General features: G+C 59.5%; 13 protein-coding genes. All 13 read right to left on the reverse strand.

Annotated features, from left to right (window positions below; all coding sequences use genetic code 11):
- Positions 1-11 precede the first annotated feature (11 nt).
- The 13 genes from ACXAC3_RS19955 to ACXAC3_RS20015 all read right to left on the reverse strand — a co-directional run bounded on the left by ACXAC3_RS19955 (position 12) and on the right by ACXAC3_RS20015 (position 14,588).
- Positions 12-665: a hypothetical protein gene (locus ACXAC3_RS19955; protein WP_475164117.1), complete on the reverse strand. Its 654-nt coding sequence runs from the start codon at positions 663-665 to the stop codon at positions 12-14.
- A gap of 150 nt (positions 666-815) precedes the next feature.
- Positions 816-2,111 carry a gluzincin family metallopeptidase gene (locus ACXAC3_RS19960; RefSeq protein WP_475164121.1) on the reverse strand — a complete coding sequence of 432 codons (1,296 nt, stop codon included), beginning with the start codon at positions 2,109-2,111 and terminating at the stop codon, positions 816-818.
- A 16-nt stretch (positions 2,112-2,127) separates the two neighbouring features.
- Entirely contained in the window at positions 2,128-3,468 is a 1,341-nt protein-coding gene (locus tag ACXAC3_RS19965; RefSeq protein ID WP_475164123.1) for a TfuA-like protein, read from the reverse strand.
- Positions 3,465-4,670 (reverse strand): YcaO-like family protein, encoded by a 1,206-nt coding sequence (locus tag ACXAC3_RS19970; protein WP_475164126.1) that lies wholly within the window; start codon positions 4,668-4,670, stop codon positions 3,465-3,467. The genes ACXAC3_RS19965 and ACXAC3_RS19970 overlap by 4 nt, the downstream gene beginning before the upstream one ends.
- A gap of 124 nt (positions 4,671-4,794) precedes the next feature.
- Complete coding sequence (locus ACXAC3_RS19975; protein ID WP_475164128.1) at positions 4,795-5,790, reverse strand: aldose epimerase family protein; 996 nt, start codon at positions 5,788-5,790, stop codon at positions 4,795-4,797.
- 109 nt (positions 5,791-5,899) lie between these two features.
- A complete protein-coding gene (locus ACXAC3_RS19980; RefSeq protein WP_475164129.1) occupies positions 5,900-7,378 on the reverse strand; it encodes a mannitol dehydrogenase family protein in 1,479 nt (492 codons plus the stop codon).
- A gap of 29 nt (positions 7,379-7,407) precedes the next feature.
- Positions 7,408-8,181, reverse strand: coding sequence for an L-iditol 2-dehydrogenase (locus ACXAC3_RS19985; protein WP_475164130.1), 774 nt, complete (start codon positions 8,179-8,181; stop codon positions 7,408-7,410).
- The gene (locus ACXAC3_RS19990) at positions 8,178-9,182 is read right to left on the reverse strand and encodes an ABC transporter ATP-binding protein (RefSeq protein ID WP_475164132.1); all 1,005 of its coding nucleotides are present in this window, start codon (positions 9,180-9,182) and stop codon (positions 8,178-8,180) included. The genes ACXAC3_RS19985 and ACXAC3_RS19990 overlap by 4 nt, the downstream gene beginning before the upstream one ends.
- Positions 9,183-9,194: 12 nt before the next feature.
- Positions 9,195-10,025 carry a carbohydrate ABC transporter permease gene (locus tag ACXAC3_RS19995; RefSeq protein WP_475164134.1) on the reverse strand — a complete coding sequence of 277 codons (831 nt, stop codon included), beginning with the start codon at positions 10,023-10,025 and terminating at the stop codon, positions 9,195-9,197.
- Between the two features lie 13 nt (positions 10,026-10,038).
- Positions 10,039-10,905, reverse strand: a complete 867-nt coding sequence (locus tag ACXAC3_RS20000) for a carbohydrate ABC transporter permease (protein ID WP_170435930.1) — start codon at positions 10,903-10,905, stop codon at positions 10,039-10,041.
- Between the two features lie 108 nt (positions 10,906-11,013).
- On the reverse strand, positions 11,014-12,318 hold the full coding sequence (locus ACXAC3_RS20005; RefSeq protein WP_475164137.1) for an ABC transporter substrate-binding protein: 1,305 nt from the start codon (positions 12,316-12,318) through the stop codon (positions 11,014-11,016).
- Between the two features lie 94 nt (positions 12,319-12,412).
- Positions 12,413-13,438, reverse strand: coding sequence for a LacI family DNA-binding transcriptional regulator (locus ACXAC3_RS20010; RefSeq protein ID WP_475164139.1), 1,026 nt, complete (start codon positions 13,436-13,438; stop codon positions 12,413-12,415).
- Positions 13,439-13,568: 130 nt separating this feature from the next.
- Entirely contained in the window at positions 13,569-14,588 is a 1,020-nt protein-coding gene (locus ACXAC3_RS20015; protein ID WP_475164141.1) for a LacI family DNA-binding transcriptional regulator, read from the reverse strand.
- Positions 14,589-14,610: the final 22 nt, after the last annotated feature.

A 14,610-nucleotide genomic window follows, 5' to 3' on the forward strand; every position in this document is an offset into this window, starting at 1 on the left:
CCGGCAGAAGTTTAATCGCCGCCACGCGCCTTTGCGCCGCTGACTTTCGCCCCGCTGACCTTGGCACCGCTCACTTTGGCCCCACTGACCTTGGCGCCGCTGACTTTCGCGCCCGAGACTTTGGCACCGCTGATCGCCGGGCTGTCGAAGCCGAAATAGATGTCGAGCAGGACTTGTTCGATCATACCGGTCATTACGTCCATCCGAATGGTAAAGTCGGCCTTGTCATAGGGCCAGAATTTAATGTCGTTCGCGATCTGGTAATCAGCGCTTGCTACACCAGTTTTGGATGGATCAAGCGGAGCACGAGCTGCTTGCCTTGTTGTATCCTTCTTCGGATCGTAATTCGCACCCGAATTGCCGCCAACCTGCTGAGACAAATTGTACGGAAGGTTTTGATCGGGAAAGAGATTTTCGTCATCCGTTGCGCTCTCTCCCGGTCCGTCAACCAGGAAAATCGCCGGTTCAGGCAAATCGTAGTGTGTGCCTTCAAAAGAAAACGAGTAAATCCGCGCAAATTTTGGGTCGGTCAGTGCAAGCTGATCTTCCAAATGTTTGTTCTTGCCTTTTCCACGTTTTGGTAAGGCGTTCTTATCGTATTTGAAATCTTCAAGTACACGACCAAACAGCAACACTTCTGAAAAACTGAGCAATGACTCAGACATATCACTCCCTCCCAACTTTGGGCTTGACGCTGTCAGAGACCTCATCTCCCCCTCAATGCAGCCTGACTAAGTGCAGGCAAAAAATGTTCCACAAAAATCACCCCACGTCTAAATGCCACAAAACGGCTGAAAAAAAAAGGATTTTAGCCGTCAGCCCGGAACCCGTGTTCGAACCGAATTCGCGTGGCTGTCTTCATTCGGATCGGGCATACGCGGGCCGGCGGTCGTCAGACCGATGTCGCGCATGCGAAAGTTGCCCTGGATGATCCGGCTGAACGCGCCGCCGGTGATTTCCTGATCGACCGCCAACAGAGCTTTTTCAACCCCGAAATAGCTAAGCATATCGGCGTCCAGCCGTTCCCATGCGTCGGCCAGGTAGGTACCCAGATAATCCCGCGCCTCAAGAAGGGCGATGCGGAAACCGTCGGGGTTCTCTGCATACCGCGCGTCGAAAATACCCTGCATTACCTCGTTGTAGTCCGGCGAGTCCTCCAACTGATCCGACAGGTGTTCCTCTTCGGCAGAGATGAGGCCGTGCACCAGCAAACGCTCATGATAGATGTCGACGAAAATATCGAACATCGCGCCGGTCAAAGGTTCGGACAGGGCGTGTTCGCTGGACCAGCCGTCGGCAAACTCAGACAGGGACCGGTTGTTGGCCGCGACGCGGATCTGCGCGTTTTCGGACAGTTCGGCGAAACGGTTCAGACGATTGAACGTATAGAGGTTTCCGCGCGTGTTTTCGAGCAGCGTCTCGACAACCGATCCGAAATGCAGCGAAGCAAGCAGCGCCACCATATCCGCTGCGGATTCGTGAAACCCATAATACTCGCCCGAGGCATCACCGTCGGACGGCATCCCGATCACGCTGTAGATGATGGCATGCCCGATCTCATGCGCCACCACGTCGAAATTCAGACTGTAGGGGCGGTATTCATCGCCGTGTTCATGCGTGCCGCCTGTTTCCAGAAACCCCCAGCCGATATGCGCATTGTCGAGACTGGGCAACAGCGACAGCTCCAGTCGGTTGAAATCACGGGCGAAATGCCAGGGGATCGGACGGTCGAAATAACCTTGCCAGACATCCATGGTGAAATGCGCGGACCCGAACAGATGCGCGGCCTCGAAGGCGGGGTCCGAGGGATCAATGTGGATGAAATTGCCAAACTCGTCTGGCATGGCGGGCGGCTGGATATAGCCGTCCCACGGGGGCAGATACATGCCCGGCCCGTCCGGACCCGGCACGATCGCGCCATAGGGCGTGGTTTTGCCAACCGGGTTGACGGTGTACATGCGCGGGCCGGACGGGCCGGGCCCGATGCTGCCTTGGGGGGCCGAAACCTCAACCAGTTCCAGTTGCGCGTCGGGTTCCAGAAAGGGCGATTGCGGGAACAGCAGGAACCGCGTGCCGGGCTCTTCATTGTCGGTATGTTCGGGTAAGTTCACAAAACGCCCTCCGGTATCATGCGCGATCAGGCGGTTCGGCCACCCGCGCGGTGGACTCCCGGTGATCGGCCGCCCCATGGCAAAACAAAAACTCGGCTTCTATCAATTCGTAAAACGCGTCACGCCCGGCAAGGCCGAGAGAAACTGCGTATGATTCAAGATCATCGGGCACCTCGCGGTCAAGTCGTGTTTCGAAATACCACATAAGAATGCGCAACCGGTCCGCGCCGGATGTGCTGTCCGGGGCGGTCTGGCCCGCCTTGCGGGCCGCGCGGTCGCGCAGTTCGGCAAAGCGGTCCGAAAGGCGCAGTTCGGTCAGAAGCGGGGCATCCAGTTGGCCGCTATGCGCGGTCATTGCGGCATCGACCCGGGCAGCGTCGGCCAGCATCGCCTCGTACCCTTCGGAGCTGAGGTCATTCGCCTCAAGCCATGCCATCAGATCAGAGCGGCGTGAAAGCCCCCTTTTGCCCCTGTGATCCGCCATCTGCCTGACCAGAGCGTTGCGGTCAGGTTCGCGATCCTGTCTGGCTGCATCCTGTTGCGACAGCAGAGCCAAGACCGCGCGGTCCCGCAATTGAAAAAAGAGATCGGGTCGCAGTCTCAATTCATCGATCACGGCTTTATCTTGGCTTATGTCTGCCCCATCGACGCGGTTGCGCAAAGCTTTCCACATCAGGGTGGGCTCGGTCCGGGCCGTATTGGTCGGGGGCAGGGGGGTGCCGGCCAGATACTCAGACATGCGCACCAACATGGCGCGAGCGTCTTCGGCCTTGGCGTCGACGCTGCCGTCGGCGATCCAGTCTGCAAAACCTTCAATGCCGCTGTACCCTTTCATCGCTGCGATGATGCCCGGCCAGTCGCGATTGCGATAATGCATCGCCTTTGCGCATCGCAGCAAATCGGCAGCAGTTTCCTCCGGCAAAACCCCGGCCGCCTGAGCCCTCTCTGCGGTGGCGCGGATGGACACCATCGGCTGACTGAGGGGCCGGAAGCCCAGCTCGGCCGGGCTGTGCAGAACCGCGACCTCATCATCATCCGTAAGGACCCCGCTGTGGTAATCTTCGAATATTCGCCCGACGCCGATCATCCCGAAATCGGCCAGTTCGGCAGCCCGCAACGCGCCCATGCTTGCACTGCCGAAGACCGGAATGCCCTGTTCCATCGCCCAGAGGATTTCCTTGTGCCAGACCGAAGGGACACCTTCGAAGTACCCGTCGATTATTCCGATTGCCAAGGGTTTGGAGCGCGCGACCCGATAGACATCGCCCTGCCGCACAGGGGGAAGAACCGTGGCGTCCAGATGCTCGGACACCGCATCACGCGAAAGGGTTGGGCCCACGAAAACAACGGCCGTCATTCGAGCCCTTCCACAATGCGTTGCACCCGCGCGCCGGGAACATAATCCGGATCGTCGTGCGGCGCCTCCAGCCCCGGGATAACCGCCCGGACAACTGCGATGTCAAAACCCGGTCGTGACAGATTTACCGTGACGACCTGCGATATCCCCGCCGAAGACAACCGCGCCAGCAGCAGGTTCAGATCCTCCTCAAACGCGCCGGTAACAAAGGATGGACAATCCGCGAATTGCTGTCCAGCAACCGAGCCGTCGATCAGATCGCGCACGTATTTGCTGCGTTCGATCTTTGCCCGGTCGGTGAATTCGTCGGGGTCCAAATCGTCGCGGGCGCCGGATATATAGGTCAGCCGTGTCTGCGCCGCTTCGGTCAGGGCGCGCAGCAGGGCGATGGCGCGATCCGGATGACAGCCGTCCCCGATACCGATGTGGCCGGGCTGGTCACTTTTTTCGCAAATCACGCAGCGAAAGCAGGCAATCCCGATATCCGAGGTTGTGTTCCACACCCCGACCTCCAACCCGGCAGCGGTGATCATCTTCAGCGCCTGTTGGCAGCGGGTATCGTCGATACTGTGCGGATCAAGGCGGGCGTTCCGTTGCCGGTGATGCCAAAGCGTTGTCGCATCGCGCTCGATTAATTCGCAGATCGCATGGCAGCTGGCCTCGGCCAGATTGTTGCCGGACGCCAAACCGTTGGTGGTGCGGGGAAAAGCGGCCTGACCGCCGACAGGCCGGGCCGTATAGTCGGTATCAACCATCTCAAGCGGAACCCAGCAGTTGCGATCGGCGACCAGATCCCGCCCCCGGACCCATAGCATATTGCGATGCGGGTCAAAGCGCGCGCCGGTCACCCGGGGCAGCCTGTCGACATCCACAACCGACGCCTCGCCGATCAGGTCGGAATATCTGGCAAGGCGTTGCGGCAGCTGGATCTGTTCGGCATGCCAGGATTCGATCGCCTCCATCACGCCCGACGCCTCAGCCGCGCGCAGAGACAGGCCTTTGCCAAGCGAAACCGCAACCGAGCGCGAGTTCGGACGGGCCACCATCACGGTGGGCAGCCCGATCCGGTCCAGACCTGTCAGGTTCGCGATCCGGGTAATGCCCATCTCTTTCAGTCGGGGCTTTACGATTTCCAATGTTTGCTCGGGGTCACGGGCGCGATGTGTGTCCAGCACATATTGCTTCTGCGATGTTTCGGACATGTCGCGGGCCTTGCCAAAAATACGAGCAAATGACCGCAACGTGAAAATTACTGCGCCGGGCCAGTCTGTTAGGGGTCAGGATGATGGATCGGACCGCCGCGGTCAACAGCGGCGACGATGGGGTTCAGTCCCCACTAGCCCCGTCGCGGCTGAACGCGAACTGCGATACGTGGCGGTACAGTTGGCCATCCCGCAGAACCGCGCCGGGAAAATCCGGGTTATTCGGCGCATCCGGCCAGCACTGAGGTTCCAGTGCCAGACCTGCGAATGCGGTGTAGCCTTCCCCCGAAAGCGTCGCTTTGCCGGGCTGGTTCAGATGCATCCCTGAATAGACCTGCAGCCCCGGTTCGGTCGAAGACAGTTCCAGCCGCACACCTGAATTGCGCGAATGCAGCTTCGCCACAGGCTTCTCTGCGGTCCTGCCATGAGAAACGCAGAAGTTGTGGTCATACGGAAACTTTCCAATCGCCTTGGGCTCGCGAAAGTCAAAATCCGTACCTTCTACGGGTGCGGGACTGCCCTGCGGTATCAGATCATCATCAACCGGCAGGTACTGGTTCGCAAACACCTGCAGAACATGGTCCGTGATGTCACCGGTTCCGTTCAGGTTGAAATAGCTGTGCGGCGCAAAATTGCAGATGGTGTCACCCTCTGACCGGGCCTCAATCTCCAGCACAAGCGTGGCCGGCGCTTCGACCCGGAACCGGGCTTCGACGGACAATTTCCCGCCAAAACCCATATGCCCGTCGGGCAGAACCAGGGCGAAAGTTACGCAGGTTTCGGATTGCCGCGTGACTTGCCACATCTGTACCGCGGCCCCGTCCCGCCCGCCGTGCAGGCAGTGCCGGTCGCGGAAGTTGCGATCCAGGGAGAACTGCTGTCCGCTCAGGCTGTAGGACGCCCGCGCAATTCTGTTCGCGCAGCGACCGACAATGGGCCCCAGATAATCGTCGTTGCAAAGGTAGTCGTCCGGGTTTGCCCACCCCAGGACCAGCGGGTGAGCGACGCCAGCAAGACGCAGGTCGCACAGCGTTGCGCCCAGCGGCGAAAGCTTCGCTGACAGACCCTTGTTTCGGATCACGATCCGTTGTGCTGCCCGCGCCTGCAATTCCGAACTCATTCTCCGCACCCCGATCCAATGATAGCAAGGCCAGGACACATTTTCATGTGAATGCGAGACCCGATCAGACGACAGCGTCAGCAATTCAGAGCAATGGATGCCCGACCGATTACCCTGATCCGTCATTCCGCAGGTAGCTGTCAATCGCCTGCCTGCTGCCATTCTGCCAGATCTCGCGCAGCCAGTTCGAAAATGCCTGCGAAAAACGCGCGTCCCGTCCTGCGTCGCCGTAAAGACCGGTTTGGTCAATCCAAACCTGCGGGTTTTCTCTGGCAGCGTGGGCGGATTGCTGCAGCGCACCCCACATCGGATCGTTCGCGGCAATCTCGGTTCCGTCTTCGCGCGTCCCCACGCACATCCGGGCCCAAAAGGCCGCTGCCAGTGCCAGACCGCTCACCGGCGCGCCTCTTTTCAACGCGTCGCGCAGCGACGGCAGCAGAAAACCGGGGTGTCTGGCAGAGCCATCAAAAGCGACGCGGCGGGTTGTGTCGCGTATAGCAGAATTCGCAAACCGGCCTTCGACCAGGGTCAGATAGTCCTTGGGCGTCGTTCCGGGCACAGCCTGAACATGCGGCAGGATCTCGGCCGCCTGAACCTTTCGGAAGAACGCCGATACCTGCTTGTCCTGCATGCAATCGGAAATGGTTGGGATGCCAAGGATTTCACCGACATTTGCAAGGATCTGGTGACCCCCGTTCAGAATGCGAAGCTTCATCATCTCATAAGAATGGACGTCATTCGTCATCGTCACGCCGACATCTTCCAACGGCGGCCGCCCGGCGCAGAACCTGTCTTCGATCACCCATTGGCGAAAATTCTCATGCGTCACCGGGGCCAGGTCCTCGATGCCCAAGGCGCGACATTGCGAAATGACCTGTTCCGTGGTGGCGGGCACAATGCAATCAACCATCGAATTGGGGAATGCAGCGTTTCGGTCGATCCAGTCGGCAAGGTCCGGGTCCGACAGCCGGGCCAGCCTTGTGACGCAGTTGCGCAGAATTGCGCCGTTGCCTTGCAGGTTGTCGCAGCTCAGCGCGGTAAACGGGTCCAGCCCCGCGTCCCGGCGCTGTCTGAGCGCGGCGACGATGGCCCCGAACACCGTATTTGGATGCTGCGGGTTGTGGGCATCGTGCTGGATATCTTCGTGGTCGGTGTCGAATTCACCGGTGTTTGCATCAAGGTAATATCCGCCTTCGGTCACCGTCAGGGACACGATGCGGATGGAAGGCTCGGACATCTGCCGGATCAGGGGCGCATTGCCTTTCTCGATTGGCAGATAGTTGATCATCGGACCTGTGACCTCGGCCGACATGCCCGACGGGTCCAGCTCGATCAGCGTCGTCAGACAGTCCTGCGCAAGCAGCTTATCCCGCATGGCGGCGTCATAGGTGCGTACCCCGGCACCGACAATGGCCCAATCATGGGCAGCGCCCTGCTGCATCAGCCGGTGAATGTACCAGGCCTGATGCGCGCGGTGGAAATTTCCCAGTCCGATATGAACCATGCCGGGCTTCAGGTCTTGGCCCAGATAATTCGGCGCTTTGACCGTCCCGGGCAGGTCCTGCAGTCGGTCGCGACGCAGTTTCATGGGGGGATTTGCAGCAGCCTGAGGGTCCATCAGCTCATCCAGTTCCCGCCGTCCACATTGTAGGTCTGGGCAACAATGTAGCGGGCGTCATCCGTGGCCAGGAACACCGCCATTCCCGTCAGGTCCTCGGCGCTGCCCATGCGGCCAAAGGGGACCGCGGCGGCAACTTCGCGCTTTTTCTGACCCGGCTCCTTGCCTTCGTATCTGGCGAAGAACGCATCCACGCCGTCCCAGTGTTCTCCGTCCACAACACCCGGCGCGATGGCGTTGACGTTGATGCCATGCGATATGAGGTTGAGGCCCGCAGACTGCGTCAGCGAAATGATCGCTGCCTTGCTGGCGCAATACACCGCGACCAAAGGCTCTCCACGCCGCCCGGCCTGAGAGGCCATGTTGATGATGTGACCCTTTACGTTGTTTGCGATCATGTGCCGGGCGACGGCCTGCATGGTGAAAAGCGTGCCGGCGACATTGATGTCGAACACGCGGTCATAGTCGGCGCGGTCAATCTCGGTGATGGGTGCGGCCGTAAAGATGGCCGCGTTGTTGATCAGGATGTCGATGGGTCCCAGACGTTTCGCCACATTCCGGACCGCGTTGTCGATGCTGGTCTGATCGGTAACATCCATTTCGACGGCCACTGCGGCCTCACCGATATCGGCGGCGGCGCTCTGCGCCCTGTCGATATCAATATCTGCGATGGCAACCCGGGCACCTTCGGACACATAAGCTTTGGCAAAGGCCAGCCCGATTCCCCGCGCAGCACCCGTAATGAGTGCGGTTTTGCCGTCGAGACGTTTCATTCGATCCGCAACCCCTGCGCGTCAAATCGGTGAATCACATCCGCACGCGGGGTCAGATGAATCCGGTCTCCGTGCCGGAACCCAACCTCGCCATCCGCCCTAACGGTGATTGTTTCGGCAAGCCCCGTCTCATGGATGTGGAAGAACGTGTCCGAGCCGAGATGTTCGGACACTCCAACCACGCCGGACCACGTGCCTTCACTGTCGGACACGGCGATATGCTCGGGCCGCACGCCGATGGTATTGGCACTGTGTTTTGCAGCTTCTTCGCCCTCAATAAAATTCATTTTCGGTGAGCCGATAAACCCCGCGACAAACAGGTTACGCGGCGTGCGATAGAGGTCGAGCGGGCTGCCGACCTGTTCGATCACGCCGGCCTGAAGAACCACGATCTTGTCGGCCATTGTCATGGCTTCGACCTGATCGTGCGTGACGTAGATCATTGTGGTCGCGAGGCGTTCGTGCAGTTCGCTGATCTCAAGCCGCATACCAACGCGCAGAGCGGCGTCGAGATTGGACAAGGGTTCATCAAACAGAAACGCCGCCGGTTCGCGCACAATGGCCCGCCCGATGGCGACGCGCTGGCGCTGTCCGCCGGACAATTGACCAGGGCGCCGGTCCAGATAGTCGGTCAGGTTCAGCACGCTTGCAGCCCCTTCGACACGCTTGTCGATCTCGGCCTGATCCAGTTTGGCCATGCGCAGCGGAAAAGCGATGTTCTTGCGCACGGTCATATGCGGATAGAGCGCATAAGACTGGAACACCATCGCCAGACCCCGCTTGGCGGGTGGCACATCCGTTGCATCCGCCCCGTCGATATCGACAGATCCGGTGGTGATGTCCTCCAGCCCCGCAATCAGACGCAGAAGGGTGGATTTGCCACATCCCGATGGGCCGACGAAGACGGTGAATTCGCCATCCTCGATGGTCAGATCCAGTGGGGGAATGACCTGCACATCGCCGAAGCTTTTGGTCACGGACTTGAGTTGAATACGTCCCATGTGTCGTGTTCCTTATTTCACAGCGCCGAAGGTCAGGCCGCGGACAAGTTGTTTCTGGCTGAACCAGCCAAGGATCAGGATTGGTGCAATCGCCATGGTCGAGGCCGCGCTGAGCTTGGCAAAGAACAGGCCCTCGGGGCTGGAATAGCTGGCGATGAAGGCCGTCAGCGGAGCCGCATCGACGGCGGTCAGGTTGAGGGTCCAGAACGCCTCGTTCCAGGCCAGGATGAAGTTCAGCAGCACGGTCGATGCGATGCCGGGCACGGCCATCGGTGTCAGAACATAAAGGATTTCCTCTTTCAGCGTGGCGCCGTCCATTCGCGCGGCTTCCAGAATTTCGCCCGGAATTTCGCGGAAATAGGTGTAAAGCATCCAGACGATGATCGGCAGGTTGATCAACATCAGGACCACAACCAGCCCCCCGCGGCTGTCCAGCAGACCGAGCCGGATGAACAGCAGATAGATCGGGTAGAGCACGCCGACGGCTGGCAGCATCTTGGTGGACAGCATCCACAACAGGATGTCCTTGGTGCGCTTGGACGGCACGAAGGCCATGGCCCAAGCCGCCGGAACCGCGATGATCACACCCAGAATGGTCGAGCCGCCCGCGATGATGACCGAATTCCACAGGAACCGCATGTAGTCCGAGCGTTCCTGCACGATGGCATAGTTCTCAAGCGTCCAGTCGAAATTCAGAAACAGCGGCGGGCTGGCAATGGCCTGTGCTTCGGTCTTGAAGCTGGTCAGGATGGTCCAGAGGATCGGGAAGAAGATCAGCAGACCGATCGCCCAGGCTATGGCCGTGTTGATCGTTTTGCGTTGCGTTGTGACTGCGCGGGCCATGGTTCGTTCCTCCTCACGCGTCCAGGTTTTTGCCGACGATGCGCATCAGGAAGATCGCAACGATATTGGCAAGGATGATGGCGTAGACACCTCCGGCTGATCCAAGGCCGACATTCTGGCTTTCCAGCACGCGCTGGAAGATCAGGTAGGTGAGTGTGCGGGTGCCGAATGCGCCGCCGGTGGTCACGAAGATCTCGGCGAAGATCGACAAAAGGAAGATCGTCTGGATCAGGATGACAATCGTGATCGCGCGGCTCAGATGCGGCAGGACGATGTGATAGAACCGTTTCAGGACCGGCGCACCGTCCATCTCGGCGGCCTCAAGCTGTTCACTGTCCAGCGACTGGATCGCGGTCAGCAGGATCAGGGTGGCGAAGGGCAGCCATTGCCACGACACGATCATGATGATCGAGGTCATCGACGCTTCGGACAGCCACGAGATCGGCTCGGCCCCGAAAAAGCGCCACAGATGCGCCAGCAAACCGTTCACCGGATCCATGAACATGTTCTTCCAGACCAGCGCGGACACGGTCGGCATGACAAAGAACGGGGCGATGACAAGGATGCGCACGACACCCTGGCCCCACATCGGCTGATCCAGCAGCATCGCCAGCAGGATGCCCAGAACCACCGTGATCACCAGCACGCCGCCGACGATCATCAATGTCGCCTGAACCGCGGGCCAGAAGGAACTGGACGAGACAAACCGGACGTAGTTGTCGAACCCGACCCAGCCCAGATCACCACCGCGCAGGGGCAGGTATTTCTTGAAGGAAAAATACAGCGTCATCGTCAGCGGCACGAGCATCCAGCCGAGAAGCAGGACCACTGCGGGTGCCATCATCAGGCGTGCAACGGAGCGGGAATGTTGGGTAGCCATGACGCAAGACCTCTCTGTTCAGGCGTAAAACGCAGCCTGCGAGAAAAACGGGAATTGTGGAAGTGGGGAGCGGGGGACAGATACCTGTCCCCCACCGGGGAGGAGGCCTCAGTACCCTGCGGCTTCCATCTCTTCAGCGGTGAAGGCCTGTGCTTTTTCAAGCGCCTCTTCCACCGATTGCTGTCCGGCATAGACGGCCGAGAATTCCTGGCTGACCTGCGTGGCGATGCCCGCAAACTCCGGAATGGCGGCGAACTGGATGCCGACATAGGGCACCGGCTTGACCGTCGGATTGTTTGGGTCGGCCGACAGGATCGAATCCAGCGTCATCTTGGCGAACGGAACCTTCAGATATTCCGGGTTCTCATACAGCGAGGTCCGCGCGCCTGGCGGCACATTGGCCCAGCCTTCATTTTCGGCCACAAGTTCGATGTAGTCTTTCGAAGTTGCCCATTCGATGAACTGCTTGGCCGCGTCGCTCTGCTGGGTGCCCGCGGGAATGGCCAGCGCCCAAGCCCAAAGCCAGTTGGAGCGCTTGTCAACGCCTTCCGAATTCGGAGCCAGCGCAAAACCGACCTTGTCGGCCACGGTTGAATCATCTGGGTTGGTCACGAATGACGCCGCGACTGTCGCGTCGATCCACATACCGCATTTGCCCTGCTGGAACAGCGACAGGTTTTCGTTGAAACCGTTGGTGGCATAGCCGGCCGGGCCAGATTCGCTCATCATGTCCACGAAGAAGGTCAGCGCCTCATTCCATTCCGGCTGATCGAACTGGGGCTTCCAGTCTTCATCGAACCAGCGCGCGCCGAACGAGTTTCCGGTCACCGTGATAAAGGCACCGCCTTCACCCCAACCGGCCTTGCCGCGCAGGCAGATGCCGTTGATGTCGTTGTCACGATCGGTCATCGCCGCCGCGGCCTCGCGGATGAACTGCCAGGTCGGCGCGTCGGGCATCTCAAGACCGGCCTTTTCCATCAGGTCGGTGCGATACATCACCATCGAGCTTTCGCCATAGAACGGTGCCGCAAACAGCGTGCCTTCGTGGCTCAGGCCGCCGCGCATGGCGGGCAGGATGTCATCGACGTCATATTCCGCGGACAGACCGTCCAGCGGAACCAGCCAGCCATTTGCGCCCCAGATCGGGGTTTCGTACATGCCGATGGTCATGATGTCGAACTGACCGCCCTTGGTGGTGATGTCGGTGGTCACGCGCTGACGCAGGACGTTTTCTTCCAGCGTCACCCATTCCACATCAATGCCGGTCGCTTCGGTGAAATTGTCGGTATAGCCCTGCATCCGGATCATGTCGCCGTTATTCACGGTGGCGATCGTGATCGTCTGTGCGTGGGCCGCTGCCGTTGCGACGAATGTCAGTGCAGTCGCCGCACGAAGTGCGTTCTTGAGATACATCCCTGTCCTCCCTGAGCTTGGATGTCGTACAGGGAGCGTAGTGCAGAACTTGTCGCGGCGTCAATAAAAACTTTACGCGCGTTAAATTTGAGGATTAAGCGGACTCCCTCAATACCAGCCTGGCCGGAAACAAGGTTTCCGATCGCTTGTCGAATTTCCCCCCGTTTTCAATAAGTTCGAACAGAGTTTCCACGCTGCGCCCGGCCACGTTGTCGTAATCATGCGCCGCCGTTGTCAGAGAGGGGCAGGTAAATTTGGCAAATGGATGGTCGTCATTCGACGCGACCCGCAGCGTGCAGTCCTTTTTGCGCCCCACCCGAATCCCCCGCTCGTAACAGGCGGCAAGGAAGCCGATGGCCAGACGGTCATTGCTGCACAGAACTGAGTCTGTCCTGAGCCCACCTTCCTCAAGCACTTTTATCGCGCCGCGACGCCCGATATCTTCGAACGCCCAGCCCTGACCGTCGATCTTGATCACATGCGGCTCAAAGCCCAGATGCTCCATGACGTCGACATAGGCCTTGCGCCGTTTGTTCGCATTCGGGTTCGCCGGCGTGCGCATCTCAAAAAACGACGGCGGCTCACCCGTGCGGGTCATGTATTCGACGGTCTGCGAGACAAAGCTGAAATTATCCGAGCCGACAAACGCCGCCCCCAACCCATCGAGGTTGCTGTCGAACAGAACGGTCGGCACGTTCTCGCAGAACTTTTCAATTTGCGACCGGTCCGACGCCCGCCCCAGAGGCGCAAAAAGAACGCCAGCAGGCTTGAGCGAGCGAAGGCTGTCGAGGATTTCGTTTTCAAGCTTCTGTTCACCATGCGAACTGAACAGTGACGGGCGGTATCCGGCGGCGATACAGCTTTGTTCCAGATAGCGCGCAATCTCGGCAAAGAACGGATCGGCCAGATAGGGCACCACGATTCCGATATTCTTGGTCAGCTTCCGGTTCTGATTCACCGCAAATATGTTCGGGCGATAGTCGAACCGCTCCAGCGCCTCTTCGATGCGCGCCCTCGTTGTGGCCCGCACGCTGTCGGGATCGTGAAAATACTTGGAGATCGTGGGGCGCGAGATGCCGCTGACCGCAGCAAATTCTTCCATGTTCTTTATTTTGGTCATGATCACCAGCCTGCGGACGCTTTTCGTCTCGATCTTGTCGCAACTTTACATATTCTTTGCGCGCGACAAAAATCAATAGTTTGTCAGCCCCTGACTGATTTTTGCGCCCCTGAATTGGCAATGTCAGGATTTACCCTGACCGGCGCAAAACCGAGTTCCGCTCGACCAGTGCCGCCTCAAGTTTTTCAGCGCGCGGCACTTCCTGATCGGATATCCACCGCGCCAGCGCGACGGCGGCTCTTTCACCCATCCGGGTGACGGGCAGGTGTACTGTCGTCAGTGCCGGAACGGCCACGGCGGAACTGGGCAGGTCATCGATGCCGACCAGGGACATGTCGCCCGGCACTTTCACACCCTGCGACTGAAGACCGAATAATATGCCCAGGGCAACCACGTCTGACAGGCACAGGATTGCATCGGGCATTTGCGCGGCGGCACAAATGCGCAGGGCGGCCTCTGATCCCCCGCTGAGGCTGATGGAGGTCTCATAAGCCGTCAGATATCCGCCCCAGTTCAGGTCATGCAGCCCGGACAGGCGGGCGCGGGTTCTGTCGTTGTTATGGGCAGGGCCGTGCACGACCGCGATGTTCCGGTGCCCAAGATCAGCCAGATGTTGCAACGCCAACTGCGCCGCCGCTGCGTTGTCGTAACCGATTGTCGGCAGTGGGTTTCCACCATCAAAATAGGACGTGATGATCGTCGGCAGCATCGAGCGTTCGATCAGGTCATGAAACTCGGCGCTGTGGGTGGCGCCGGTAATGATCAACCCTTCGGCGCCAATGTCGATCAGACCTTTCGCCTTGGCCGCCTCGACCTCGGTATCCGAGTCGGTCGTGGCCACGATGAGGGACAGCTGATGCAAGGACAGGTTGCGTTCGAGCGAGGCCAGAAACCGGGCAAAGATGGCGTTGTCCAGGGTCGGCACCAAGGCCCCGACAAAGCGGGTGCGCCCGGAATTGATGGCCCGTGCCGCAGCGCTGGGAACGAATTTCAGCGCGGCGATGGCCGCCTGAACCTTTTCCAAAGTGTCCTTTTTTACGACCCCGGGTTCATTCAGCACCCGGGACACGGTGGCGACAGAAACACCCGCAGCCTGGGCCACGTCCCGAAGATTTGCGCGTTTTCTGGTCTCCGAAGCTTTTTTTGACACCGATTTTCTGGCCCATCTGACG

It is taken from the genome of Ruegeria sp. ABV4_181 (assembly GCF_056158465.1).